Source organism: Streptomyces sp. NBC_01390 (genome assembly GCF_045040105.1).
Lineage (GTDB): Bacteria > Actinomycetota > Actinomycetes > Streptomycetales > Streptomycetaceae > Streptomyces.
This window is the reverse complement of the sequence record NZ_CP109551.1, coordinates 372811-397569: the sequence shown is the minus strand read 5'-3', so window position 1 is coordinate 397569 and position 24759 is coordinate 372811. Positions and strand designations below refer to the sequence as shown.

Genomic DNA, 24759 nt, shown 5'->3' with positions numbered 1-24759 from the left:
CCATGAGCGAATCTCCCGGCATCGCTGTGTCCTCCGGATCAGCGCCGCCCGCCGAGGCGACACCCCGCCCCGACACCCCCGACGCCCCGGACACTCCGGCCGCACCGAAGTCCCTGACCGCCCAGCGAGTCCTGCCGATCAGGCGTCCCGGCCGCTGGATCCTCACGGCCGTCGTCCTCGTACTGGTCGCCCAGATCATCCACGGCCTGGCGACCAACCCCTTCTACCAATGGGACCGGTTCCAGTACTGGTTCCTGCGCCCCACGGTCCTCGACGGACTGCTCATCACCCTCGAAGTGACCTTCTACAGCGCGGTGTTGGGCCTGCTCGGCGGCATCCTGCTCGCCCTGGCCCGACTCTCCAGGAGCCCCGTACTGCGCGCGGTGAGCTGGATCTACATCTGGCTGTTCCGCTCGGTGCCGCTCATCGTCGTCCTGCTCTTCCTCTACAACTTCAGCGCGCTATACCAGACGTTGAGCCTGGGCGTCCCCTTCGGCCCGGCGTTCTTCACCTTCGACGAGTCGCGGCTCGCCACCGACATGGCCGTCGCCGTCGTCGGCCTCAGCCTCAACGAGGCGGCCTACGCGGCAGAGGTCGTCCGCGGCGGCATCCTCTCCGTCGACCAGGGCCAGCACGAGGCGGCCTCCGCACTCGGCCTGCCGAAGCGGTACCAGTTCGCGAAGATCGTCTTCCCGCAGGCGCTGCGCTCCATCACCCCGAACTACGTCAACCAGCTGATCGGCCTGATCAAGGGCACCTCGCTGGTCTTCTACGTCTCCCTGCTCGACCTCTTCGGCACCGTGCAGAGCATGGGCAGCACCTACCCAGGCGACATCGTGCCGCTGCTCCTGGTCGCCACCGTCTGGTACCTGATCCTCACCAGCGTCGTGTCCGTCATCCAGTTCTACGTCGAGCGGTACTACGCCCGGGGCGCCACCCGCACCCTGCCGCCGACGCCGCTGCAGAAACTGCGGACCGGGGTCACCGACCTCCGGGCCCGCATCCGCAAGGAGGCCGCCGTATGACCGCCGGGACACTCGACGACACGGCCGCCACGGTCGAGGTGCACGATGTGCACAAGTGGTACGGCGCCCACCGGGTGCTGAACGGCGTGGACCTGACCGTACGGCCCGGCGAGGTCACCGTGATCCTCGGCCCGTCCGGCTCGGGCAAGTCCACCCTGCTCAGGGTGATCAACCACCTGGAGAAGCCCGAGATCGGCCACGTCAGCGTCAATGGCGAGCTGATCGGCGTACGCAGGCACGGTGACCGTCTGAAGGAGCTCAGCGAGCGGACGATCCTCACCCAGCGGAGCCGTATCGGCTTCGTCTTCCAGAACTTCAACCTCTTCCCGCACCTGACCGTGCTGGACAACGTGGCCGCGGCCCCGGTGGCGACCGGAAAACTCGGCAAGGCACAGGCCGTCGAACTCGCCCGTGAACTCCTGGGCCGCGTCGGCCTGGCCGACAAGGTGGCCGCCTACCCACGGCAGTTGTCGGGCGGTCAGCAGCAGCGCGTCGCCATCGCCCGCGCCCTCGCCCTGCGCCCGGGCGTCATCCTCTTCGACGAGCCGACCTCCGCCCTCGACCCTGAGCTGGTCGGCGAGGTACAGGCGGTCATCAAGGACCTGGCCGGCAGCGGCACCACCCTCGTCATCGTCACCCACGAGGTCGGCTTCGCCCGTGAGATCGCCGACCGGGTGGTCTTCATGGACGGCGGCCGGATCGTCGAACAAGGCCCGCCCGCCGAGGTGTTGGACCACCCGAAGCAGGAGCGGACCAGGGACTTCCTGAGCAAGGTCCTCTGACCCCACACCGTGCTCCGCCCTAAACCCACGGTCCGCCCGGGACCGTTCCCCCCACCCTCACTCCCACCACGACAACCAGAACAAGGACACCGATGAACACCCTCAGCCTCCGCAGCAGACTCCTTCGTGGGGTCACCGCGTCCGCAGCCGTCGCCTCTCTCGCCGCAGGGCTCGCCGCGTGCGGGGGCGACAGCGACGCCGCCACCAGGACCGACAACGCGCCGGCCGGGACGGTCACCGTAGGCAGCCTCTCCAACGGCGCCGCCAAGGAGACCCAGTTGAAGGTCACCGAGGTGAAGTCGATCAGCGCCGAGCTGCCCAAGAAGGTTGCCGAGAGCGGCAAGCTGGTCATCGGGATCGGCGCGCTTCCCGCCGGGTTCCCGCCGCTGGCGTACGTGGGCGAGGACCAGAAGACCCTCACCGGTGCCGAACCAGACCTCGGCCGGCTCGTCGCAGCGGTGCTCGGGCTGAAGCCGGAGGTGAAGAACTCGACCTGGGAGAACCTGTTCGTCGGCATCGACAGCGGCAAGGTCGACGTGGCGTTCTCGAACGTCACCGACACCGAGGAGCGCAAGAAGAAGTACGAGTTCGCCTCCTACCGGCAGGACAATCTCGCCTTCGAGGTGCTGAACAAGAGCACCTGGAACTTCGACGGCAACTACGAGAACCTCGCCGGCCAGACCGTCTCGGTGGGCGCAGGCACCAACCAGGAGAAGATCCTGCTGGAGTGGAAGGCGAAGCTGGCGAAGGAAGGGAAGAAGCTCAACGTCAAGTACTTCCAGGACAACAACAGCCTCTACCTGGCACTGTCCAGCGGAAAGATCGACGCCTACTTCGGTCCCAACCCCGGTATCGCCTACCACATCACCCAGGTCGCCAAGACGCCCAACCCGACCCGCAACGCGGGCAAGTTCTCCGGTGCCGGTGCGAGTCTCCAGGGTCTGATCGCGGCCACCGCGAAGAAGGACAGCGGGCTGGCCAAGCCCATCGCGGACGCGATCAACCAGCTGATCAAGGACGGCCAGTACGCCAAGTGGCTCGCCGCCTGGAACCTGTCCAACGAGGCCGTCAGCACCTCCGAGATCAACCCGCCCGGACTGCCGCTCGACAACTCCTGACCCGTCACCTGGCCCAGGGACTCCGCCGGCCAACGGCGGAGTCCCGGCGGCGCCCGCCCGAGTGCCGACACCCGTTCAAGACACAGCCCCAAGACACAGGCTCACGCCACACGTTCACGATCCACGTTCACGATCCGCGTTCCAGATACGGAGACTCGCACCGACATGTCCACCAGCGTCCACCACGCCACGTCTCCGATGCCGACGGAACCGCACATCCTGGACAATGCCCCCTGGGCCGCGCTGACGGGCCCGCACGCCCATCTTGCCGAGCGCGTCGGCCGGGCCGCCCGCTACCCGATTGATGTATCCCCGTTCGCCGCACTGGAGGACTCCGCCGACCCCCGCGCCTGGGACGACCTAGCCGCACTGGTCGGACCCGGCGCCGTTACCCCGGTCACCGCCTTCCAGACCGTCCCCGACGGCTGGGAGATCGAGCAGATCGGCGAGGGCGTCCAGCTGATCGACACCGCGCTGTACGCCGAACCCGTCCCCGAAGCCGTCCGGCTCGGGCCCGCCGACGTACCCGAGATGCTCGACCTCGTCGCCCTCACCCAGCCGGGTCCCTTCCTGCCCCGGACCGTCGAACTCGGCACCTACCTCGGAATCCGGGACCACGGACGGCTGATCGCCCTGGCCGGCGAACGCCTGCGCCCACCGGGCTGGACCGAGATCAGCGCCGTCTGCACCCACCCGGACCACCGCGGCCGGGGCCTGGCCACCCGGCTGGTCCGCGCGGTCGCGGCGGGCGTCAGGGAACGCGGCGACACTCCCTTCCTCCACGCGGCCGCGAACAACACCAACGCGATCCGGCTCTACGAGTCGATCGGATTCACCCTGCGCCGCCGTACGCGGTTCGCGCTGGTGCGCATGCCGGGCGGAGAAGCACAGGAAGAGCAGGAACACCAGGAATAGCAGGCAGCCGGACAGCTGGAAGTAAGGGCATAGCCGTGTGATTGTGGCCGCTGAAGACGTCCCGTCACCCCTGCTCGTGTGTACGCAGTGCCAGGCCGGCGCGCAGACGGGTGAGACGGTCGATCTCGGCGTCGAGGGCGGCGATCCTGCGATCGACCACCCCGGCGCCGGGGTGGTCGGCGCCGGGAACGTCGGAGTCGGGGCGCTCGCACCGTTGTTGCGGATGGTCGACCAGCAGGCCGAGCCTGTCGGCGAAACTGCGCAGGTCCTCGACGGTGAGCCCGAGCGCCAGCAGCTCACGGATGACCCGGACGCGGGCCACCTCGCCGGGACCGTACTCGCGTTGCCCGGAGGCGCTGCGCGGCGGGGATGGCAGCAGGCCGCGCTCCTCGTAGAAGCGCAGTGCCCGTGGGGTGGTTCCCGCCGCTGCCGCCGCGTCGCCGATCCGCATCCTTGCCCCCGTACCTCAGCTTCCGTCGCCGGGACCGGGGCGCGACGACGCGTCACGCCGGCGGCAACTCCACGACGACGGTTCCGAAGTGCCGCCCCTCGAACAGTTCCTGCAACGCGCGCGGCGCCTGATCCATGCCCTGAACTCGTACATGCGGGAAGGTGATCTCGCCGGAGCGCAGCCAGTCACCGAAGCGCTTGGTCCACTCCGCCGCCACCTCGGGATGGTCCTGGCCGCTGTAGCCGTACAGCGAGACGCCTTGGTTGACGAGCCGGAAGGTGTCGATCTCGGCGGGTGCGCTGCCACCGTCCCGGTCCGGCGACAACTGGCCTGCCAGCGCGCCGACGAGAGCGAAGCGGGCCCCTCGGCGCGCGGCGCGCACAGCCGCCGTCAACTGCTCGCCGCCGACGTTGTCCAGCAGTACGTCAATGCCGTCCGGCGCCGCGGCGGCCAACTGCTCGTCGAGAGGCCGAGGCCCCGGCACCACGACAGCGTCGTAGCCCAGTTCGGCGCGCAGCCGCTCGGCCTTGGCCGCCGACCGGGTGCTCCCGATGACCCTCGCGGCGCCCAGCAGACGTGCGACCGGGCCCGCCAGCGTTCCCACGGCTCCCGCCGCGCCCGTGACGAACACGGTGTCGCCGGGGCGGACTTCGGCGAGCCGGGTCAGTGCCCCGTAGGCGGCCGACCCTGACGACAGCTGGGCCACCGGGTCGGGCAGGACATCGCCCGCCAGCGGGGTGCAGTCGGCCGCAGCCACCAGCGCGTGCTCGCGCCAGCCGAGCAGATGCGTGACCAGGTCCCCGGGACGCAACGGACCGCCGGGCGCAGCCGCGACGACCTCACCCACAGCGGGACCGAACAGCGTGTCGCCGACATGGATGCGGGGCAGCGGAACCCCGTCGGCCTGACCGCCGATGAGTGTGCGCAGTCCGGGAAACACGAGGAAGTACCTGTGCCGGACGACGACTTGTCCCGAACCGGGGACGGGTACCGGCCTTTGGGCGATCGTGAAGTGTTCAGGCTCGGGCAGCCCGGCGGGACTCTCGGCCAGTTGGATCTCGCGGGTCGTGAAGAGCGGGTCAGTGGCCATGTCGGGGCTCCTGAAATGGAGTTGAGGTGACGGCGGGCAGTGACGTGCCGGACCGTTCCGGACGTCGGCGCCCAGACGCTAACCCCTTACGCGCACGTCAAAGGCAAGAGGGGAAGGCTCCGTCGACACGCTCCGTTGACACCCTTCGCCCCACGTGTTTGCATCCCGCCATGCCGCTATCAGAGCCTCTGACCCGCCGCCGCGCCGTGGACCTCGTCCGCGTCGCCGCCGCGCTGTGTCGGACGACCGGCTGACCGCACGTACTTCGCCGTCTGTACCAACTGCCTTGCAGTGCGGGCGAGTTAAGTAAGCCGTGAATGCACGGCCCCCTCCCACGCCGTTCCGCCCCTCTCACGACGAGGACCCGCCATGCCTTCGCCCACCCCCACCCCCGCCGGCAACCGCCACGAAACCGCCTACGACCGCCGACGGCTGCGCCAGTGGCTCGTCGGTGAGGCCAGGGCCGACGGAGTCTCCCGCCGTCGGCTGCTCACCCGGCTCGCCGCCACCGCGGCCGGCACGGCCCTCGGGCGCGGGAGCCATCGCCCGGGTCGACGTCAGCACCGACGGTGGGGCGAACTGGCGGCCCGCCCGGCTGCACGACCGGCCGCGCGCCGCCACCTGGACCCGCTGGTCCCTCGGCTGGCGGCCCGACACGATCGGCGCCACCCAGCTGCTGGCCCGCGCCACGGACACGGCCGGTCGCAATCAGCCTGACGTCGCCGTGCCCAACACCCAGGGCTATCTGTTCAACGGCGTGGTCCGGCATCCGGTGAGCGTGGTGTGACGAACCATCACCCCGGCCGGAGCCGGCCCTGACGCGGCCGCCCTGCACGCGGAGCACATGTTCGGTGCAGGGCGGGGCGTGTCAGCGCTTGGTGTAGATGAAGCCGAGCTTGTCGATCTCGTCGCCCGCGCGCCCCTGGAACCCGGCGAGCTGCCAACCCGACGGCACGGTGCGCGTCACACAGTCGGACGTGGTGGTGCCGCCGGTCAGGCTCCTGCCGAGGTTCGTGGCGAACTTGGCGTAGAAGATCCGGGTGTGGCCGTCCTTCTCTGCCTGGCAGAGTTGGGCGGAGGTGACGTACTCGCCGCTGCCCAGGGTCAGGGACGAGGCCGTGCCGCCGGTGCCGCCGTGGGTGAGAGCTTTGCCGTTGTCGAGGGTCAGACCGACGCTGTCGACACGGGAACCACTGCGCAGCGAGATGCTGACCGGGCGGGCGCCCGTCGGTACGGCGTCGATGTCGTTGTAGTAGTCGCCGTGCGGTCCGCCGTACTGGTCGCTGAGCTGGAAGTCGGCGTTGCGCGACCAGGAGAAGCCGACCGAGACCGGGTCGTGGTCGGACAGCATGAGGCCGCCGTCCGTGAGGAATGTGGCGTGTTCGTTGTTGTACGAGGTGGCGTTCAGCGAGACCAGTTTGCTGCCGCGGTAGAGGACCTTGTCGACGACCTCGCAGGTGTTGGGCACGGTCGGGCCGGTCTGGTCGCAGACGAGGGCGTCGCTGCCCTTGGTCGGCGGGGTGCCACCGCGGATCAGCTGGACCCACGCGTCGGTGAGGCCGTTGGCGGCGCCGAACTCGGCGATCGTGTCGGCGGCGCGTGTGTAGCGGGTGTTGGTGTCACCCATGACCACGACCGCGTTGCCGGCGGAGTGGGTCTGGATGAACGCCGTCAGCTGGTTGAGGTTGTCGGCGCGCGAGGCCTCGTCGCCGTCGTTGGTGCCGGCGTTGGTGTGCAGGTTGTAGAAGTCGACGTAGACGCCCTCGGCGAGGCGCTCACGCATGAAGGTGAACCCCTTGGGGGTCAGGCAGTCACCGGAGTCCCATTGGCAGGAGTTCCAGTGCACCCGCTCGAAGTCGTCCTCGTCGTAGGGGAGTTTGGAGAGGGTGTTGAGCCCGCTGCCGATCGCGGCGCCGCCGCTGGTGGGTGTGCGGTAGGCGTGTGCCGAGTCCGCGGCGTAGAGGTAGGCGTGGTAGTTGAAGTCCTCCTCGACGTGCACGATGTCGTACGGCGCTATGCGCTGGCCGATCGTCGTGGTGCTGGTGTCGCGTGGCGTGGACGCGCTGGAGAGGATCGCGGGCAGGCCCGCGACGTTGTAGGTGAGGGTGCTGAAGGACCCGGAGACCGGGTCCGCTGCCGCTGCTGGGGACGCGGTGGCGACGAACCCGCCGCAGGTGACGGCCGCGGCCGTGAGACAGGTGAGAAGACGGCGCATGAAGCTGAACTCCTGTGAAGTGGAGGGGGCAGCGGGAACGTACCGCTGGTAACCCGCTTCTGTCGCCGCCTCGGGCGGGCGAGATCGAAACTTGACCAGGTGGTCTGGGCCAGCCTCCTCAGTGGTGCGAACGGCCGGACAGAACCCCGGGTACCGGGTCCGGCGCCCGGGGCGATGGAGTGTCCGTCAGCCGACGGTGCCGGTCACCGAACCTCCGGACTTCGTCACGCGGTACGTGACGGTGGCACCGCTCCAGAAATGGAAGACGAGCGTCGCCTGCGCGTTGTCCCGCAGTGAGTTGACGAACTTCGAGGTGAGCAGGAGAGCGTTGCCCGGGTAGTCGGGGGAGAAGGCTTCGTTGAACTCCTGGTAGGGCGTCCAGTCTGTCGGGCCGGCGTTGCCGCCGTCGGCGTAGGTGGCCTCCATGGTCGCCAGCAGGTCACCGCGGAACTGGGTGGGTACGGTGACGCCGTCGGTGTTGCCGGTCGCGTTCGACAGCACCGGCCTGTCGTACGTGGTCACCTGGATCTTCCAGGGCAGACCTCGGTTGAACCGGGCCTCGACGGTCGCGTTCACCCCGTAGGCCCGGTTGCCGGCCAGCCGGGTGAGTGCGGTGGCCGTGAGGGTGAGCTGGGTTCCGGAGACGGTGTAGTCCCGGCCCGGGGCGAGCATGGTGCTGCCCTGCCAAAGCCCCAGGAAGCTACCGCCGTTCGGGTTCAGAGTGAGCGTCCTGGCGGTGATGGTGCTCGACTTCGCCAGGAAGATCCGGTCCGAGGAGGCGGTTCCGGAGCGGGTGGTCCAGCTCGACTTGATCTGGTTGATGAGGGCGGGGTCGCGCCACTGCAGGGTGGTGCGGTTCATGAAGTTGAAGGCGTCCCACAGGGCCGTGGTCACTTTGGCCGTGCGCGCTTCGTAGCCGAGCTGCTCGAAGTACTTGAGCGCCTCGCCCAGTTCGACGCGGGCGGGGTGGAAGTAGTCGGGGTACGACAGCAGGCCGAACTCGCCCAGGTAGACCGGAATCCCCTTGGAGGTCAGGGTGTTGCGGATCCGGGTGAAGGTGTCGGTCATGTCCTTCTGCGAGGTGGCGTCGTACTGCGTGCCGCCCGCGATGTTCACACTGAAGGGCCAGTAGCCGTAGTAGTGCACCGTGGCGACGAGGTTGGGGTCGTTCAGCGACTTCATCTCGGCGACCAGGATGTCCAGGAAGTCCTGGGCGGCATTGGTGTGGAGGGTGGGCAGCATGAGCAGCCGGGTCGCGTTGTTGCCGCCGGACTGACGCACCAGGGTGTGGAAGGCGGTGTTGAGTTCGTTGTTGTACTGATTGCCCTGGGCGTCGGTGGTGTTGTTGAACTGCGGTTCGTTGTTGCTCTCGAAGAGCAGGGTCTGCGGGGAGTCCCGGAACCTGGCCGCGATCTGGGTCCAGGTGGCCTTGAAGCGGGCCAGGACGTTGTCGTGGTCGGTCGGCATGTCGGCGATCCACTGCCACGAGTCGTGATGGACGTTGAGCACGACGTAGAGCCCGTCGGCCTGCGCCCAGTCGACCACCTGCTTGACGCGGTTCATCCAGGTCGCGTCGATCGTGTAGGGGGCGGTGGAGGACTGGTGACCGCTCCAGGTGACGGGAATGCGGACGCTCCGGAATCCCTGTGCCTTGATGGCGTCGAACAGGGCCTTGTCGGCCGGCGGGTTGCCCCAGGACGTCTCGTCGGGGATGGCGTCGAGGGTGTTGCCCAGGTTCCAGCTGGGTTGCATCGCGGCCACCGTGTCCACCGGGGCGGCGGCGAGCGCGGACAGCGGAGGTCGTGTCGGGGACGTGTCCCGGTGGCCCGGTACGGCGAACGCGGTGGTGCCGGTCAGCCCGATCGCGGCGACCAGCGCCACCAGGAGGCCGAGCAGGCGGCCGGGGCCGCTTCCGCGGCGCCGGGTGGGGTTGTGCGTTCCCTTCATCCTTGATCCTTCTCTGTTGGCCGAGCGGAGGTTCCGCCCGTGGGGGGATGGAACTCGCGAACGAACAAGCGGGACTGGGATCAGTCGAGAAGTGTCGAAGCGCTTCACCTGGCGGGGAACGTTAATGACATGTTTCTCGCGAAACAAGGGCAGGGAAGTCAGGAGATTTTCTTCCTGTCACCTCATTGACAGCCCGCGAGGCCAGTGGCAGCGTCGAAGCGCTTCAACTCGCGAACCGGCTTGCCGCCCGAGGAAAACCTCGGGCCGGTCAGGTCTGTGGATCGTCGTCCGTGCCGCTGACGGTCAGTCGCCGTCGCGCAGTCGGCCGAGCCCGTCGAGGATCAGTTCCAGGCCGAAGCGGAACTCCTCCTCCAGCGGCACCGGAAGCCAGTCGGCCACCGCCGAGGTGGCGGGGTAGAGGGAGGGATCCGCGGCCTGGAAGGCGGCTGAGGCCTGGGCGTCGCTGTCTGGCTGGTCCGCGCCGTTGTGCCCCCGGACCTGGATCGCGAAGCCCAGTACATAGCGGGACAGGGTGGCGTAGGCGTACGCCGCCACCTGGGGCGGGAATCCGTCGGCGAGCAGTACGGCGATGTAACGCTCGCGCACGGCCATCGCGTTCGGGCCGACGGGGATCCCCTCGACGAGCAGGGGTGCCATGTTCTCGTGCCGGCACACGGCGGCGAACATGGCCTGCACCCCGGTGCGGCAGGCCTCCCGCCAGCCCAGGGCGGCGAACTCGTCGTCCTTGATCTCGATCCCGCCGAACATACGGTCCACGACGTGGGCCACGAGGGCCGCCCGGTTGTCGAAGTGCCGGTAGAGCGTGGCCGTGCCGGAGCCCAGGCGCTGGGCGAGTGTCCGCATCGAGAGGGCGTCGGCACCTTCCTCGTCGACGATCTGCACCGCCGCGGCGACGATCCGCTCGAACGGGACGGGCGGACGGCCGGGAGAGCGCCGCACCGGCGCCCCACCTCCTCGTGTCTGATCTCGTGATGTCGGCACGGGAAAAGTATGCCCGCTTGACACGGGCCAGGTAACGGTAACACTGTAGCCGTTATTATTTCCCGAGTTCCTCCGGACAAGCGAAGGAAGACGTTCCGTTGAAGTATTTCGTGATGCCGGACGAGACCCTCCAGCTCGACGCGAACGCCCGGAAATCGCTGCGCGGCGACTTCGCCCAACTGTCCGACGGGTACACGCACTACGAGTTGCGCGGTCCCGGGACCGGCGAGCTGGCCGTCCTCGTGCCCGGACTGACCATCCCCCTGTTCTACTGGGACGCCGTGGCGCCGAAGCTGCACGCGCGCGGCATTCGGACGCTGGCCTTCAGCGCGTACGGTCGCGGCTACTCCGACCGCGCGCAGGGCCGGTACGACGAGGCGATGTTCGTACGCCAGCTCCGGGAACTGCTCTCGTTCCTCGGCATCGACACTCCGGTGAACCTGGTGGGTACGTCGATGGGTGCGCTGGGCGCCATGGGCTACCTCCTGGAGCACCCCGAGACGGTCCGGACCCTCACGCTCATCGGGCCCGCGGGCCTGTCCACCGACACCGCACTGCAGCAGCGTGCGCTGCGGGCCGACCCGATCGCCTCGTTCGCCGCCCGGCGCTTCGGCCGAAAGATCCTGCTCGGCCATCTCGGGCGCAATCTCTCCGATCCCGCCCTGGTTGAGCCGCTGACCAGCATGATCGCCGACTGCTACCGGTTCGAGGGATCGATGTACTGCTTCTTCTCCACCTTGCAGAACTATCCGATCTCCGGTCGTGAGGACCTCTACCGACGGACCGGCAGCCTCGGCATTCCGACCCTGCTGGCGTGGGGAACCGACGACCAGGTCACCCCCATCAGCGGGTTCGACCGAGCGCGTGACCTGGTCCGGCCGACGCGCACCGAAATCATCGAGGACTGCGGGCACATGGCCCCGTACGAACGTCCTGCGGAGACCGCGGACCTGATGTCCTCCTTCATCACCGCCCGGCACTCGTAATCCGGCGTGTTACGTCTGCCGACGGTCTTGGCCCCGTGTCCGCAGGCACGGGGCCAGACCTTTGCGCGTTCCGGGTTCGTTCCGGGGTGCGGCGGTTCGTCGATGTCCTGACTCTCTGTCAGTTCTCGCTTTCCTCTCCCAGGTCTCCCAGCCGGGTGGGTGACAGTCGTGGCCTGTTCGCGATCAGCCCCGTGGAGCCGCAACCCGTGTCCCTTCTCGCCTGAGGAAGCCATGTCGTCCATCCCCCACAGCACGGCGCTCACCGACGCCGCCGGCCGGACCGTCGCCTTCCAGCCCCCCGGCGGACCCGCACACACCGACGCCGGCACGGCGACCGTGGAGATCGTCGTCCCCGTCTACAACGAGGAACGCGCCCTGCCCGGCTGCGTACGCACCCTGCGTGCCCGGCTGACCGAGGAGTTCCCCTTTCCCTGGCGCATCACCGTCGCCGACAACGCCAGTACGGACGCCACGCTCGACATCGCCCGTCGCCTCGCGGACGAACTGCCCGGCGTCGACGTCGTACACCTGGACCGCAAGGGCCGGGGCCTCGCCCTGCGCACGGTGTGGAGCCGCAGCGACGCCGACATCGTCACCTATATGGACGTGGACCTGTCCACCGGCCTCGACGGGCTGCTGCCGCTCGTCGCCCCGCTGGCCACCGGGCATTCGGACCTCGTCCGAGGCACGTATGCGGCGCTTCGTCGCCGACGCCGGCCACGAACTGCGTACCCCGCTCACCGCCATCCAGGGCTACGCACAGCTCGCACTGCGCCGCGAACGTCTGTCGGCCGCGGAGCAGGACGAGGCCCATCAGCTCATCGCGCAGAACGCGGAACGCATGGGTCTCCTCGTCGACGATCTCCAACTCCTCGCCCAGCTGGACCGGGAACCGTCGTACGACAGCGCCCTGGTGGACCTGCTCTCCCTGGCGGCGGACGCAGTGCGGACCGCCGCCCTGCACGGGGTGGGTCATCCGGTCGACCTGGGCCCACTGGCGGGCCCGGCGGGCAGCGGCGAGCTGGTCGTGGTCGAGGCCATCGGGGATCCCCACCGGCTGCGACAGATCGTCGAGAACCTGCTCTCCAACGCCCGTCTGCACACCCCGTCCGGCACCCGGGTCCACGTCAGAGTGGGCGAGACCCGAGTGAGCGCGGGCACCTGCGGAGCCGACCGCCCGGGACGCACCAGCGCGTCACCCCCCTTGCCGCACGGCACGCCCGTCGGCGTCCTGGAAGTAGCGGACGAAGGGCCAGGACTCGCCGCCCGGAACGCCGAGCACGTCTTCGAGCGCTTCTATCGCGCCGATCCCTCCCGCTCCCGCGCTCATGGTGGCAGCGGCCTGGGCCTCGCCATCGCCGCCGCGATCGCCGAGAGCCACGGCGGTCGCCTGGAACTCGACACCGTGCCGGGCGAGGGGTGCACCTTCCGTCTCGTTCTGCCCTCGCGTCCCTCCGGATGAACGAAGGACCAAGGACGAAGGACCAAGGACGACCAACGGAACGGTGGCACGGCCGTGTTGACGACACCGGGCGGTCCCGGCCACCACCCTGGACGGCATCCTGTGGCTCTCACTGTGCACGTCGGCCCCGGCGCACCGCCACCAGCGCGCTCACGGCCAGCAGGGCCACCACCAGGCCGAAGCCGATCCCGGCCGCCCGAAGGCCCACGACGTCGGCGGCCACCCCGACGCCCACCACGGGCGCGGAGATGGCGACGTAGAGCACGATGAAGTACGTCGAGGCGACCTCCGCCCGCTGCCCGATGGGCGCTTCGGCGTTGATCACGGTCAGGCCCGCCCGAAAACTCACCCCCTGCCCGAGCCCGGCTGTCACGGCGGCGCCCACCAACAGGGCCAGCGACTCGACGGCGAGCCCCGCGATCAGCAGGGCCATGCCCGCGATCAGCAGACCGCACCCCACCGAAAGCGCTGCTCGGCCCAGCGGACGTACGAGGGTGATCTGACCGATCGTCGAAGCGGCGAACACCGTGCAGACCACGCCACCCGACAGCGCCGGACCGGACAGGTGGAGCAGCCGCCCGAGAAACGACGGTGCGACCGCGGTGAACAGTCCCAGCACCGCGAAACTTGCGAAACCGGCGATCGACGCCCGCAGGAAGGTGGCCCGCACCCGCTCGGGCACCCTCGGACGGGTCACGCGCAGTCGCGGCCGTCCGGTGATCCGGACCGGTTCCGGCATCAGCCACACGCCGACCGTGACCAGGGCGAGCATGCCGAGGTGCACCTCGAACGGCAACCGCAGGGGAGCCGGGGCGAGTTGGGCGAGCAGCCCGGCCAGCAGCGGTCCCGCGCCCAGCCCGCCCATGTTCGCCACCGTGGCCACCAGAGTGGCGCGGTCGCTGGCCTTCTCGTCGGCCAGGTCGACCAGCGCGGCGGTCGCGGTGCCGGTGAAGATGCCTGCGGACAGGCCCGAGAGGACACGTCCGGCGATGAGCAGGGGAAGGCTGTCCGCGGCCAGGAAGACCAGCCCGCCGGCCGCGGCGCAGACGAGCCCGGGCAGCAGCGTGCGCCGTCGGCCGAAGACGTCCGAGACCCGCCCGAACAGCACCAGCGCGGTCACGACACCCACCGCGTACGCGGCGAAGACCACCGTGGTCATGAGCGTCGAGAAGCCCAGGCGGTGCTGGTACAGCGGGTACAGCGGTGTCGGCAGGGTGGTTCCCGCCATCGTCACGGCGAAGGCCAGAGCCACCAGCCAGAACGCCGTACCTCGCGCTACGGCCGGCCGGTGCGGACGCGTGTCGACAGGTGGCTGCCCGGGCGGCGCGGGCAGCCGGCTGCGCATGGTCACACCCCGTCCGTCGCGCGGAGAAGCCGTTCACCCGACTCCTGCAGCCGGCCCTTGACGGTGTCGAGGTCGCAGTCGAGGAGGGCGTGGTCGCGTTTGCGCCAGCGGCCGGCGACCATGACCGCCTCGATGTTCGCGATGTCGGCGTGCAGGGCGGCGGCGATCGGATGGTGGGCGGGCCACAGATTGAGGGCACGGGTGTCGACGGCGACGAGGTCGGCCTGCATGCCCGGTTCGACGCGGCCGACCTGGTCCGCCAGACCGAGCGCCTTCGCGCCTTCGACGGTGGCCCACGCCAGAGCCTGCTTGGCGGTGATGGACGGCGTGTCGGCGTGCGTGCCGGTGCTCTGCCGGTGGTGGGCGTGATCGAGGCCGCGTTGATGGGCGAGGGCGACACGGGCGGCGGTGAGAACCTGGCCGGGGACGACGGTGTCGACGTCGGTGCCGAGCGAGGGGGCCGGGCCGAGGGACAGCAGTGAGCCGGTGACGGGAGTGCCGTGTCCCTGGCCGAGTTCGTTCTCGGGGGTGCTGGTGAAGGTGACGCCGGCCTCGACGAGTGTCCTGATCCAGTCGGCGGGCAGGTCGGAGCCGTGCACCACGTTGGTGCGGGGACCGAACAGTCCGGCGGCGTGTACGGCGTCCCAGCCGGGCGCGAGGTCCCCGCCGCTCTGGTGGAAGGAAGCGACGAGACCGCGTTCGGCCGCGGCCCGGAAGTCGGCCACCGAGATGTCGGGGGAGGAGTACTGCGGTCCTTGGACGGCCATACCGAGCGTGAGGAGGGCGTGGTCACGGACAGGTCCCTCGAGCAGGCGGTCGATCTCGGCGAGCGGGTGAGGGAGATCGGGGTCCCGGTAGGGGGTGCCGTGCAGGAAGACGGCACGGATACCGGCCCGTACGAGCCCTTCGACGGCGGCGTCGGCGTGTTCGGGCGTCAGGCTGTTGTGGCACCAGTCGCCGAGGGTGGTGTTGCCGCAGTTGAGCTGGTTCAGCGCGCCGGCGAGATTGCTGACGTACATGTCGTCGGGCCCGTAGTGCTTGACGGCGCCCCCGTGCAGGTGGGTGAGGTACTCCATGAGCGTCCAGTCGACGCCCACGGCACGCAGCCCCGTCTGCCAGGTGTGCAGATGGGCGTTGACGAGACCGGGGATGATCACGCGTCCGGTGAGGTGGACGGGTTCTGCGTCGGGCGCGTCCAGATCCTGGCCGATCGCGGCGATGCGGGTGCCGTCCACGAGGATGTCGGCTCGCTCGGCGTCGGGCCGGCCGGGAGTCATGGTGACGATCCGCGCGCCGCGCAGCAGTGTGCGGCTCACGCGCCGTCCCCCATACCGGGAAGGGCTGTTGACCCGGTGCGGCTGCCCGCGGCGGGTGTCATCGTCCGGATGACGGTACGGGCGCTGGTGAGGAAGTCCTCGGTCGAGATGTGGCCGATGCAGCCGTCGGGGCGGACGAGCAGCAGGGTGTCCTCGGTGAGGCCGTGGACCGACCCGAGTGTTCCTGCGGAGTCACTGAGAACCTCGTCCACGCCTTCGGTGGTGGAGCCGACGGCGATCCGCTTCAACCGCGCGCCCGTCGACGGCCATTCAAGCCGGCTGAGCGCGTGGACGGCGTGGGGGCCGTGGGCGACGGCGGTGAAGTGCGGTCCACGAAAGACGTCGAACAGTCTGACGTGCTGGCCGTCCTCGCCGGTCAGTACGGCGTCCGGCATCCGGTCGCCGACGCGCAGGGTCCTGGTGCGGTCGCTGTCGTCGGGGGCGAGGGGGCCGCCGAAGTAGGTGAGGGCGAGCTGTTGTTCGTCCTTGCCGCGTTTGAGGCTCGCCGGGTCGAGCCTGGACATGCCGTCGTACTTCTTCGTGGACAGTCCGAGCACCGCGGCTGCGATCGGCATGCGTTCGGCCTCGTAGGTGTCCAGCAGCGCGGGGTCGGCGCCGGCCAGGACCTGGGCGAGCTTCCAGCCGAGGTTGTAGGCGTCCTGGATACCGGTGTTCAGTCCCTGGGCGCCGGCCGGGGTGTGCACGTGCGCGGCGTCCCCGGCGAGGAAGACGCGTCCCTGTCCGTAGCTCTCGGCGAGACGGATGTTGGGCCGGAACACCGACGTCCACCGGATGTCGCTCAGGGTGATGTGCCTGTTGCCGGTGGCCGAGCGGATCCGTTCGTTGAGGCGTGCCTCGTCGAGCACGGGTTCCTCGTCGGGCGTCAGCCGGATCATCCACTGGAACAGCTCGCTGTGGGGCAGGGGGCAGGCGCCGACGAACCTGCCCTTGAGACGGGGCCACATGTGCCAGCGGTCACGGGACAGGCCCGTGGTGACCGCGTCCACGATGAGCATGCGGTCCTCTTCGTCCGTCGACCCGGTGAAGCCGATGCCGACCTGTCTGCGGACGGCGCTCGCACCGCCGTCGGCGCCGACGACATAGCGGGCGGTGATCTCCTCGATGCCGTCGGGACCCGCCACCTTGGCGGTGACGAGGTCGGTGTCCTGCCGCAGTTCGACGAGTTCCGTCGCGAACTCGGCACGGTGACCGAGCTGTTCGAGCCGGTCGTGCAGTGCGCGGTCGGTGCTGTACTGGGGGATCAGCCAGGTGTTGGGGTACGGGACGTCCGCGCTCGGCTGCCGGTTGGGCATCATTCGCCAAGGGGCGGCCAGGGGGCCGAGATGGATCCCGAGCAGCGGATAGGGGCTGCCGCTCGCGAGGACGGAGTCGAGGGCTCCGAGGTCCTCCAGCACCTCCAGACTGCGGGGCTGGACGCCCTTGGCCCGTGAGCCGTCGAAGACATGGTCCGCCTTGTTGACGACGCGGATGTCGAGGCCGCGGCGGGCGAGGTCGATGGCCAGGGTGGTTCCGGTCGGACCGGCGCCGACGATCAGGACGTCGAGGGGCTTGTGGTGGTTCATGAGTCATGCCTTTCCGTGCGGGTCGCCATGAAGGAGGCGATCCGCTCCGCGACCTCGTGGGCCGTTCGTAGGGGGCCAGGTGGCCGAAGTCGATGACGTGACGCTCATGCGGCCTCAACAGGCAGCGCGTGGTGTCGAGTGCGTGGATGGGTGTGGCGTTGTCGTCGGCGCGCCGGCTGAAGCGTCTCGAAGAACGCGTAGAAGTACTTCACGACGGGCCTCCTCGGCGTGACCGCGCGTTGTCGGAGCGGGAACCGAGGAAGCCGGCGACGGCGTCGCCGACCCAGTGCGGATCCTCTTCGGGCAGCAGATGGCCGCCGTCGGGATGCACCAGCTCCTGGGCGCCGAGGATGTCGCGGGCGAAGTGCTGGCCGTCGATGCTCGCGCTGCGCAGAACCATCGTCGGCACCCTGATGCCCGCGATCTCCGCGCTGCGGTCGGGCTGGTCGGTGTTGACGAAGTCGACGAAGGCCGACCGGTTCCCGGGCCTGCCCATCAGCTCGTACGACCGTTCCACCATCGCCTCGTCGACGATGTCCGAGTGCGGGCCGACGGCCGACCGCAGGTTCCGCTCGATCACCCTGCGCGGCATCGCCCGGCGCAGCACGGGACGCAACAGCGGGTTGCGGGCCAGCCGCAGGCCCACCGGGAGCGACTTCTCCGGATACCCGAGGGCGTTGACGAGCACCAGAGCGCCGACCCGCTCCGGGTGGTCCGCGGCGAGGTTCCACGCGATGTTGCCGCCCAGCGAGTTGCCGGCCACCGCACAGCTGCGCACGCCCAGGACGTCCAGGAACCGGGCGACGGTCACCGCGTACGTCGGTACACGGTAGTCGCGGTCGCCGCGCGCACCGGTGAGGCCCCACCCCGGCAGGTCGGGGCGGATGACGTCGTAGGACGGCGCGAGCAGGGCCGCCACGTCCTGGAAGTGGTGCAGCGACGACGCGCTGCCGTGCAGCAGCAGGACCGTCGGCCCGTGTCCGGCGCGTTTGTAGTGGACCCGGAGGTCGTCGACGTCCGCGAACAGCGAGTCGGATTGGGGCTCAGACCAGATACTCATAACGGTTACAGTGTTGCCAATATTGGGCTGCTGTCAAGCGCGCGGACTTTGGGGGTGGTGGCGATTTCTGTGACCATGTCGCGACGCCCGGAGAGGTATCCGCTAACATAGAATAATTAGGTAGATGAATAGCCTAGTGGTGGCGAGGAGTGGCCGTGGATTTCGGGCTGACCGACGAGCAGGACCTGTTGCGCGCGACGGCACGGCAGTTCGTGGCCGATGTGTGCCCGGCCGAGAGGGCCAAGCAGTGGGACGAGGACGGCGTCGTACCGCCCGAACTCTTCGGGGGCATGGCCGACCTGGGCTGGTTCTCCCTCCCGTTCGGCGAGGACGAGGGCGGTGACGGCGGCGGCCCGCTCGAACTGGTCCTGATCGCCGAGGAACTGGGCCGGGCCAGCTTCGACGTCGCCATGTGCTACATCGGCGTACTCATCCCCGGGATCACCGTGTTCCGCTGGGGCGACGAGGCGCAGCGCGACTTCATCCGGGAGCAGGTGATGACGGGGCGGCACCGGCTCGCCGTCGGCCTCAGCGAGCCGGACAGCGGATCCGACGCGGCGGCCCTGCGCACCACCGCCGAGGACCACGGGAACCACTTCCTCGTACGCGGCCAGAAGGCGTGGTGCACGGGCGGCGGCCTGCCCGACACCACCATCGCCACCTATGTGCGCACCGGGCCCCGCGAGCCCAAGCACGGCGGCATCAGCCTCCTGCTCGTGGACCCCTCGACAGAGGGCGTCGAGGTGCGCCGGACGCCCACGCTGGCCCGGCACATCCTCGGCACCAACGAGGTCTTCTTCAACGACGCCCTGGTTCCCAAGGAGAACCTCGTCGGCCCGCGCGACGAAGGCTGGAAGATCATGCTCTCCAACATCGAACTGGAGAAGGTGATCATCAGCGGCGGCTATCTGGGAGCAGCCCAGTCCACCCTGGACGAGATGCTGGAGTACGCCCGCACCCGGCACGCCTTCGGCCGGCCGATCGGCAACTTCCAGGCGCTCGCCCACGCCATGGCCGACCTGCAGACCGAGATCGACTCCGCCCGGCTGCTCGCCTACCGCGCCGCCTGGCTGCTCGCCCAGGGCAAGCCCTGCACGAGGGAGGGCTCGATGGCGAAGCTGAAGGGGTCGGAGACCTATGTGGCGGCCGCCCGGCTCGGGATGCAGGTCCTCGCGGGACACGGCTTCTCCACGGAGAGCGTGATGAGCTTCCGGTACCGGGAGTCGATCGTGGCCACCATCTCCGGGGGCACGAGTCAGATCCAGCGCAACGGCATCGCCCGCAGCATGGGACTGCGCTCCTACTGATCCTCGGCCCACGCGCCGTGCCGGCCCCGGGAGCTACGGGATCCACTGGCTCTACCAGTTCTACTGGCCCTCGGCCTCGTCGCCCTGACCGGCCAGCCACTCCTGATGCCGGGCGAAGTGGCCCTGGTCCCGGGTCACCCAGATCCCGGAGGCCCGGGCCAGCACGGCGCGCGTCGGCAGCAGCGTCATCTCGCCCGCGATGTACCAGCGGGAGCCCTCGCGCCGCTCGACCCAGGCCCGGACCTCCAGCGGACGCTCCACCGGAACCGGCTTGACGAAGCTCACGGTCAGCTCCGCCGTCACGCTCAACACCCGGTGCAGCAGCGGAAGATGACCGAGGCAGTCGTCCAGCACGGCCGCCGTCCAGCCACCGTGCGCCACCTCGGGCCCGCCCTCCTGGTCCCGGGGGCAGGCCAGCTCGAACCACGCCACGCCGTCCTCGTCGAGCCGCTCCCGCCCAACCCCCAGCCGGCAGGACCCGGCCGCGCGGCACGCACCGCACAGAGCGACCCCGCCGGGAGTGCGGGGCGGCTCCTGGAAGTCCGACCCGGCCCACTGCCCGGACTCCTGCCCGGTCCCGGGCGTCGTCCTCGACATGCTCGAACTCCTCGTGTCAGACATCGGCAAGCAGCGGGCGCAGCTTCCCGGCGATCAGCTGGACCTGGCGGGCGACCATCTCCTCGGGCATCCCGGCCAGCGATGCCCACAGGAACACGCCTTCCACCGGCAACCCTGCCACGTACGCCCTGATGGCCTCGGCCGTGTCCTGCGGGGTGCCGTACAGGAACTGGCCGACACCGGTCGCGCTCAGCCCCGTCTCCCGCCACTTCTCGGGATCGATGGGCCGGGGGAGGGGCTGATCGGTGCCCTCGACCATGTAGCGGCGGTAGCTGTCCCACTGGTAGGCCAGATGCTTGCGCACCACCGGCCAGTCGCCCTCGGGGTCCTCGGTGACGAACGTCGTGAACGAGCCCTGCATACGGGCTGTGGAGACGTCGTACCCGCTCTCGGCGAGCCCGTCCCGGTACGGCGTCAGCAGCGCCGGGTTGAGCGAGAGCAGCCCGGTGCCGAGCCGGCCGGCCCGCCGGGCGCCCTGCGGGCCCTGGTAGCCGAGCCAGATCGGCAGCGGGTCCTGGACCGGGCCGGGGGTGACCAGGGATTCGGCCCACAGGCCGCGGATCTCCCGTACCCGCTGATCGGTCGTGGTGTAGCGCTTGGCGAGGTCCGCGCCGAACAGCTGGTACTCGGGCACGCGATAGCCGGTGCCGAGGCCGAGGTCGAGACGGCCGTCGCTGATGATGTCCACGAGCGCGGCCTGTTCCGCGAGTTCGGGGGCCGCGTGCAGCGGGGCGGCGATGACCGCCGTGCCCAGGCGCACCCGCCGGGTGCGGGCCGCCGCCGCGGCGGCCATGGTCAGCGGCTGGGGGAGGTAGCCGTCCTCGAAGCCGTGGTGTTCGGAGAACCAGACCGAGTCGAGGCCCAGCCGGTCCGCCTCCTCGCACATCTCCAGGGCGAAGCCGTAGACCCGCGACCAACTCTGCCGCCACGGCGGTGGGTTGCGCAGGTCGAAGTAGATGCCCACCTTCATGAAAGGGCTCCCTCGGTTCCATCGGCCGCGAGGCGGATCGTCGCGTGCGCGACGGCCACCCCGCCGCCGGGCGGCAGCAGCCGTACCGGCCGCAGTTCCAGTGCCTCGATCTCGGGAAGGTCCTCGACCATCGCCGAGATCCGCACGACGGTCTCCTCCAGAGCCGCGAACTCCACACCCCGGCTCTCCAGCAGGGGGGTCGCCCGCAGCGAGCGGACCATCTCGCGGGCGTCGCGGTCGGTGAGCGGGGTGACCCGGTGGGCGACGTCCGCCATGAGATCGGCGTAGTCCCCGGTCAGACCGAAGGCGACCACCGGCCCGAACACCGGGTCGGCGCGGACGGAGAGGAACGCGTCCGGGCCGGGACCCGGTTCCGTGTCCCGTACGGCGATTCCGTACGAGGCGAGGAGTTCGGCGGCCAGGTCCGCGGGAACCGGGCCCGCGGCACTTCCGGCCAGCAGCGAGCGGGCGCGGTCGGCGTCGACGCCCGGAAGGTCGGGTACGACACCCGCCGGGGTGCTGCGCCAGGCCTGGTAGGCCGCCGCGTGCCCGAGCGAGCCGGCCGCCGCCTCCGGGAACGCGTACGTCGGCACGACCAGGTCGCCCCGGTGCAGCAGGTCGGCGACGCCCGCGCCGCCCAGGAAACTGGCCACCACCGGCTTCTCCGGCCGGGCCGAGGCCGCGTCGAGGAGCGCCGACGCAACCTCGTCGGCCTTGTCCGCCAGCGGCGGCATGAACAGCACGATGGCCGCGTCGATGCCGTCGTCCGCGAGAGCCGCGTCCAGCGCCTGCCGGTAGTGGGCGGCGGTTGCCATGGGGGTCAGATCGATCGGGTTGGAGACCTCCGCCCGGGGCGCGAGCGCCGACTGCAGTGCCTGACGGGTGTGCTCGCCGAGCGCCGGTACGCGCAGACCGCTCGCCGCGCAGGCCCCGGCCGTCAGTGCCGCCGGACCGCCCGCGTTGGTGATCACGGCGACCCGGTTGCCGGGCGGGGGAGGCTGGTGGGCGAGCAGCAGAGCCACGTCGAACAGTTCCTGCAGACTGCGGGTGCGGATCACGCCGGACTGGGCGAACAGCGAACTCACCGCGGAGTCGGCGTGGCCCGGGTGGACGGCGACGATCGGCTTGCGCGGCGCGATCCGGCGGGCGACGCGGGCGAACCGGCGCGGATTGCCGAAGGTCTCGACGTGCAGCAGGATCACCGAGGTTCCCGGATCCTCCTCCCACCACTGCAGGAGGTCGTTGGTGGACACGTCCACGGCGTGGCCCACGGACACGAAGCCGGAGAAACCGAGCCGCAGGCGCCGGGCGTAGTCGAGCACGGCGAGCCCGAGCGGCCCGGACTGGCTGGACATCGCGACCCGGCCGGGCGTGGGCAGGGCGGGCGAGAAGGTCGCGGCCAGCCGCGCGACGGGCGTCGTGTTGACGACGCCCATGCAGTTCGGGCCCACCAGCCGCATTCCGGAGGCCCGGGCGAACCGGGCCAGCTCCAGCTCGGTCGCCCGCCCCTCGGCCCGGGTCTCCCCGAAGCCCGCCGAGACGACGACCACCGCTTTGACACCGGCGTCGGCGCACTCGCGTACGACCTCGGGCACGGCCTCGGCCCGTACGGCGACGAGCGCCAGCTCGGGCGGCTCGGGAAGCTCCCGGACGGAGGCGTACGCCCGCACCCCGGCGATCCGCTCGGCCTGCGGGTTGACCGGGAACACGCTGCCGCCGAAGCCGCCCCGCAGCAGATTGGCCACGATCTCGTGCCCGATGGTGAGGGGACCGCGGTTGGCGCCGATCACGGCGACCGAGCGCGGTTCCAGCAGTGGCCGCAGAGAGCGCCGTACGGCTGTGTGCTCCCGGCGCTCGGCCCGGGCGACGGCCAGAGCCTGCGGGTCGATGGCGATCTCGAAGTGCAGGATCTGGCCGGGCGGGCCGGCCTCGACGCGGAAGCCGGAGCCGAGGAAGACGTTGATCATCCGGGTGTTGTCGGCGAGGACGTCGGCCTCCAGCACCCGGATGCCCCGCGTGCGGGCGGCGGCCGCGATGTGCTCCAGGAGCAGTCGGCCGAAGCCCTCGCTCTGGTGGTCGTCGCGGATGGTGAACGTGACCTCGGCGTGCTCCGGTTCGGCCGGATCGCGGACGTAGCGGACCACGCCCGCGATGTCCTCGCCGGCCAGGGCGACGAGCGCCAGCTCGTTGAGGTAGTCCACGTGCGCGCCGCGCCGGATGACGTCGTCGCGCAGCCGGGTCACCGGGCCGAGGGAGCGATAGGCCAGGGTGGCTCGCGACAGGCTGCCGACGAAGGCGACCAGGCGGTCGGCGTCCTCGGGCCGGATGGGCCGCAGGAAGGTCGACCGCCCGGTCCTGACGAGCCCGGGCCGCTCCAGGTCCTCGGGGTAGGGAGGAGTGGTCACGGTGTTCGGCCGCCGCTCAGACCGCCGTCTCCTGGGGAGTCTGCTCGGGCAGCTTGAACAGCTCGTTGAAGGTGCCCCGGGTGACGCGCTCGCGGATGTCGTCCGGCACGCCGTCGAACAGGTCGTGCAGCGTGGACTGGGTGTGGCCGTAGGTGCCTTCCAGGTGAGGGTAGTCGTCGCCCCACATCACATTGCGGTACCCGGTCGACTCGACGATCTCCACCGAGCTCTTGTCGTGCTGGAAGGACGCGTACACCTGCTGCCGGATGATCTCGCTGGGCAGCCGGCTCAGCTTCGGCCGGACGAACATGCCGTGCTGGCGGTACGCCTCGTCCATCCGGTCGCCGATGGCCGGCATCCAGCCCGCGCCGCCCTCCGCGATGAGGATCTTCAGGTCCGGATGGCGGTCGAGGGCGCCGCCCGCGACCAGGTGGGACACCACCCGCATGCCCGGATACGTCGTCTCCATGTAGTTGACGACCGCGCCGCCGGGACCGCGGAAGACGACGTTCTCACCGCCCGTGCCGATGTGGAAGCCGAGCACGATGCCCGCCCGCTCGGCCGCGGTCCACAGGGGTTCCCAGCGGTCGAGGGCGTACTCCTCACCAGGTCGGGTCGCGCACGGCAGGAAGACCGCCTGGAAGCCCATCTCGGCGGCCCGCTCCAGCTCGGCGACCGCGTCGTCGATGTCGGCGGTCGACACGCAGGCGGTGGTGATGACCCGCTTGTTCTTGCTGAGGATCTCGTCGTACGCCCAGTCGTTCCACGCCCGTACGGTCTCCCGGGCGAGCTCTCGGTCGGTGATCGACACCAGCCAGAACCCCATGGAGGGGAAGGCCAGTTGGCCCCACACGCCCTCCTGGTCGAGGTCCTTGAGCCGGACCTTCAGATCCCAGGCGCCCGGCGGACGCATGGCGTCCATGAAGTCACCGAGCTGACGGTCGATGCGCTCACCGTCGATGTAGAGCATCTCGTACTTCTCACCGCGCTCGCTGCGCGGGGCGCGGGCGCCGAGCCGGGCCGGCAGCCTCTCGGTCCACACGTCGGCGGGCTCCATCACGTGGGAGTCCCCCGAGTTGACCCAGATCTTCGACGACATGACGCTCCTTCGAGGTCAATGGATGCAATCAGTTAGCGATTTTAGTTGTATGGGCGGTGGAAA

20 protein-coding genes and 2 pseudogenes are annotated in these 24759 nt (G+C 70.0%); 9 read left to right on the top strand and 13 right to left on the bottom strand.

Annotated features, from left to right (window positions below):
* The first annotated feature begins 2 nt into the window (after positions 1-2).
* The 4 genes from OG241_RS01565 (at position 3) to OG241_RS01550 (ending at position 3840) form a co-directional block, all read left to right on the top strand.
* Positions 3-1025: an amino acid ABC transporter permease gene (locus OG241_RS01565; protein WP_405813091.1), complete on the top strand. Its 1023-nt coding sequence runs from the start codon at positions 3-5 to the stop codon at positions 1023-1025.
* Positions 1022-1807 (top strand): amino acid ABC transporter ATP-binding protein, encoded by a 786-nt coding sequence (locus OG241_RS01560; RefSeq protein WP_405813089.1) that lies wholly within the window; start codon positions 1022-1024, stop codon positions 1805-1807. The genes OG241_RS01565 and OG241_RS01560 overlap by 4 nt, the downstream gene beginning before the upstream one ends.
* A 92-nt stretch (positions 1808-1899) precedes the next feature.
* The gene (locus OG241_RS01555) at positions 1900-2925 is read left to right on the top strand and encodes an ABC transporter substrate-binding protein (protein ID WP_405813087.1); all 1026 of its coding nucleotides are present in this window, start codon (positions 1900-1902) and stop codon (positions 2923-2925) included.
* A 165-nt stretch (positions 2926-3090) separates the two neighbouring features.
* On the top strand, positions 3091-3840 hold the full coding sequence (locus OG241_RS01550; protein WP_405813085.1) for a GNAT family N-acetyltransferase: 750 nt from the start codon (positions 3091-3093) through the stop codon (positions 3838-3840).
* A 64-nt stretch (positions 3841-3904) separates the two neighbouring features.
* Here OG241_RS01550 and OG241_RS01545 read toward each other — a convergent pair whose 3' ends face one another.
* Both OG241_RS01545 and OG241_RS01540 read right to left on the bottom strand, forming a co-directional pair.
* The gene (locus OG241_RS01545; RefSeq protein ID WP_405813083.1) at positions 3905-4291 is read right to left on the bottom strand and encodes a MerR family transcriptional regulator; all 387 of its coding nucleotides are present in this window, start codon (positions 4289-4291) and stop codon (positions 3905-3907) included.
* Positions 4292-4343: 52 nt separating this feature from the next.
* Positions 4344-5381 (bottom strand): MDR family NADP-dependent oxidoreductase, encoded by a 1038-nt coding sequence (locus tag OG241_RS01540; RefSeq protein ID WP_405813081.1) that lies wholly within the window; start codon positions 5379-5381, stop codon positions 4344-4346.
* Between the two features lie 526 nt (positions 5382-5907).
* Here OG241_RS01540 and OG241_RS01535 point away from each other — a divergent pair.
* Positions 5908-6168, top strand: a pseudogene (locus OG241_RS01535) (sulfite oxidase); the annotation flags it as partial.
* A gap of 81 nt (positions 6169-6249) precedes the next feature.
* Here the strand turns inward: OG241_RS01535 and OG241_RS01530 are convergent.
* From OG241_RS01530 to OG241_RS01520, 3 genes are all read right to left on the bottom strand, one after another.
* The gene (locus OG241_RS01530) at positions 6250-7596 is read right to left on the bottom strand and encodes a jacalin-like lectin (protein ID WP_405813079.1); all 1347 of its coding nucleotides are present in this window, start codon (positions 7594-7596) and stop codon (positions 6250-6252) included.
* 186 nt (positions 7597-7782) lie between these two features.
* Positions 7783-9543, bottom strand: a complete 1761-nt coding sequence (locus OG241_RS01525) for a cellulase family glycosylhydrolase (protein ID WP_405813077.1) — start codon at positions 9541-9543, stop codon at positions 7783-7785.
* Positions 9544-9846: 303 nt separating this feature from the next.
* Positions 9847-10503 (bottom strand): TetR/AcrR family transcriptional regulator, encoded by a 657-nt coding sequence (locus tag OG241_RS01520; RefSeq protein WP_405813075.1) that lies wholly within the window; start codon positions 10501-10503, stop codon positions 9847-9849.
* Positions 10504-10643: 140 nt separating this feature from the next.
* On the opposite strand from OG241_RS01520, the gene OG241_RS01515 reads away from it, so the two are divergent.
* The 3 genes and pseudogenes from OG241_RS01515 (at position 10644) to OG241_RS01505 (ending at position 12993) form a co-directional block, all read left to right on the top strand.
* Entirely contained in the window at positions 10644-11531 is an 888-nt protein-coding gene (locus OG241_RS01515; RefSeq protein ID WP_405813073.1) for an alpha/beta fold hydrolase, read from the top strand.
* 231 nt (positions 11532-11762) lie between these two features.
* Positions 11763-12164: pseudogene (locus OG241_RS01510) on the top strand (glycosyltransferase); the annotation flags it as partial.
* A gap of 58 nt (positions 12165-12222) precedes the next feature.
* The gene (locus tag OG241_RS01505; RefSeq protein WP_405813071.1) at positions 12223-12993 is read left to right on the top strand and encodes a sensor histidine kinase; all 771 of its coding nucleotides are present in this window, start codon (positions 12223-12225) and stop codon (positions 12991-12993) included.
* 109 nt (positions 12994-13102) lie between these two features.
* Here OG241_RS01505 and OG241_RS01500 read toward each other — a convergent pair whose 3' ends face one another.
* The 4 genes from OG241_RS01500 to OG241_RS01485 all read right to left on the bottom strand — a co-directional run bounded on the left by OG241_RS01500 (position 13103) and on the right by OG241_RS01485 (position 18297).
* Positions 13103-14344, bottom strand: a complete 1242-nt coding sequence (locus OG241_RS01500) for an MFS transporter (RefSeq protein WP_405813069.1) — start codon at positions 14342-14344, stop codon at positions 13103-13105.
* Entirely contained in the window at positions 14341-15654 is a 1314-nt protein-coding gene (locus OG241_RS01495) for an amidohydrolase family protein (RefSeq protein ID WP_405813067.1), read from the bottom strand. The genes OG241_RS01500 and OG241_RS01495 overlap by 4 nt, the downstream gene beginning before the upstream one ends.
* Positions 15651-17237 (bottom strand): FAD-dependent oxidoreductase, encoded by a 1587-nt coding sequence (locus OG241_RS01490; RefSeq protein WP_405813065.1) that lies wholly within the window; start codon positions 17235-17237, stop codon positions 15651-15653. Before OG241_RS01490 ends, OG241_RS01495 begins: the two co-directional genes overlap by 4 nt.
* Positions 17238-17445: 208 nt before the next feature.
* A complete protein-coding gene (locus tag OG241_RS01485; RefSeq protein WP_405813063.1) occupies positions 17446-18297 on the bottom strand; it encodes an alpha/beta fold hydrolase in 852 nt (283 codons plus the stop codon).
* Between the two features lie 155 nt (positions 18298-18452).
* Here OG241_RS01485 and OG241_RS01480 point away from each other — a divergent pair, with 155 nt between their 5' ends.
* Positions 18453-19604 carry an acyl-CoA dehydrogenase family protein gene (locus OG241_RS01480; RefSeq protein ID WP_405813061.1) on the top strand — a complete coding sequence of 384 codons (1152 nt, stop codon included), beginning with the start codon at positions 18453-18455 and terminating at the stop codon, positions 19602-19604.
* 60 nt (positions 19605-19664) lie between these two features.
* On the opposite strand, the gene OG241_RS01475 is transcribed toward OG241_RS01480, so the two are convergent.
* The 4 genes from OG241_RS01475 to OG241_RS01460 are packed head-to-tail and all read right to left on the bottom strand — an operon-like array spanning position 19665 to position 24696.
* Positions 19665-20201, bottom strand: a complete 537-nt coding sequence (locus tag OG241_RS01475) for a PaaI family thioesterase (protein ID WP_405813059.1) — start codon at positions 20199-20201, stop codon at positions 19665-19667.
* A gap of 16 nt (positions 20202-20217) precedes the next feature.
* The gene (locus tag OG241_RS01470; RefSeq protein WP_405813057.1) at positions 20218-21192 is read right to left on the bottom strand and encodes an LLM class flavin-dependent oxidoreductase; all 975 of its coding nucleotides are present in this window, start codon (positions 21190-21192) and stop codon (positions 20218-20220) included.
* Positions 21189-23597, bottom strand: coding sequence for a GNAT family N-acetyltransferase (locus OG241_RS01465; RefSeq protein ID WP_405813055.1), 2409 nt, complete (start codon positions 23595-23597; stop codon positions 21189-21191). The genes OG241_RS01470 and OG241_RS01465 overlap by 4 nt, the downstream gene beginning before the upstream one ends.
* Before the next feature lie 16 nt (positions 23598-23613).
* Positions 23614-24696 carry an amidohydrolase family protein gene (locus OG241_RS01460; protein WP_405813053.1) on the bottom strand — a complete coding sequence of 361 codons (1083 nt, stop codon included), beginning with the start codon at positions 24694-24696 and terminating at the stop codon, positions 23614-23616.
* Positions 24697-24759: the final 63 nt, after the last annotated feature.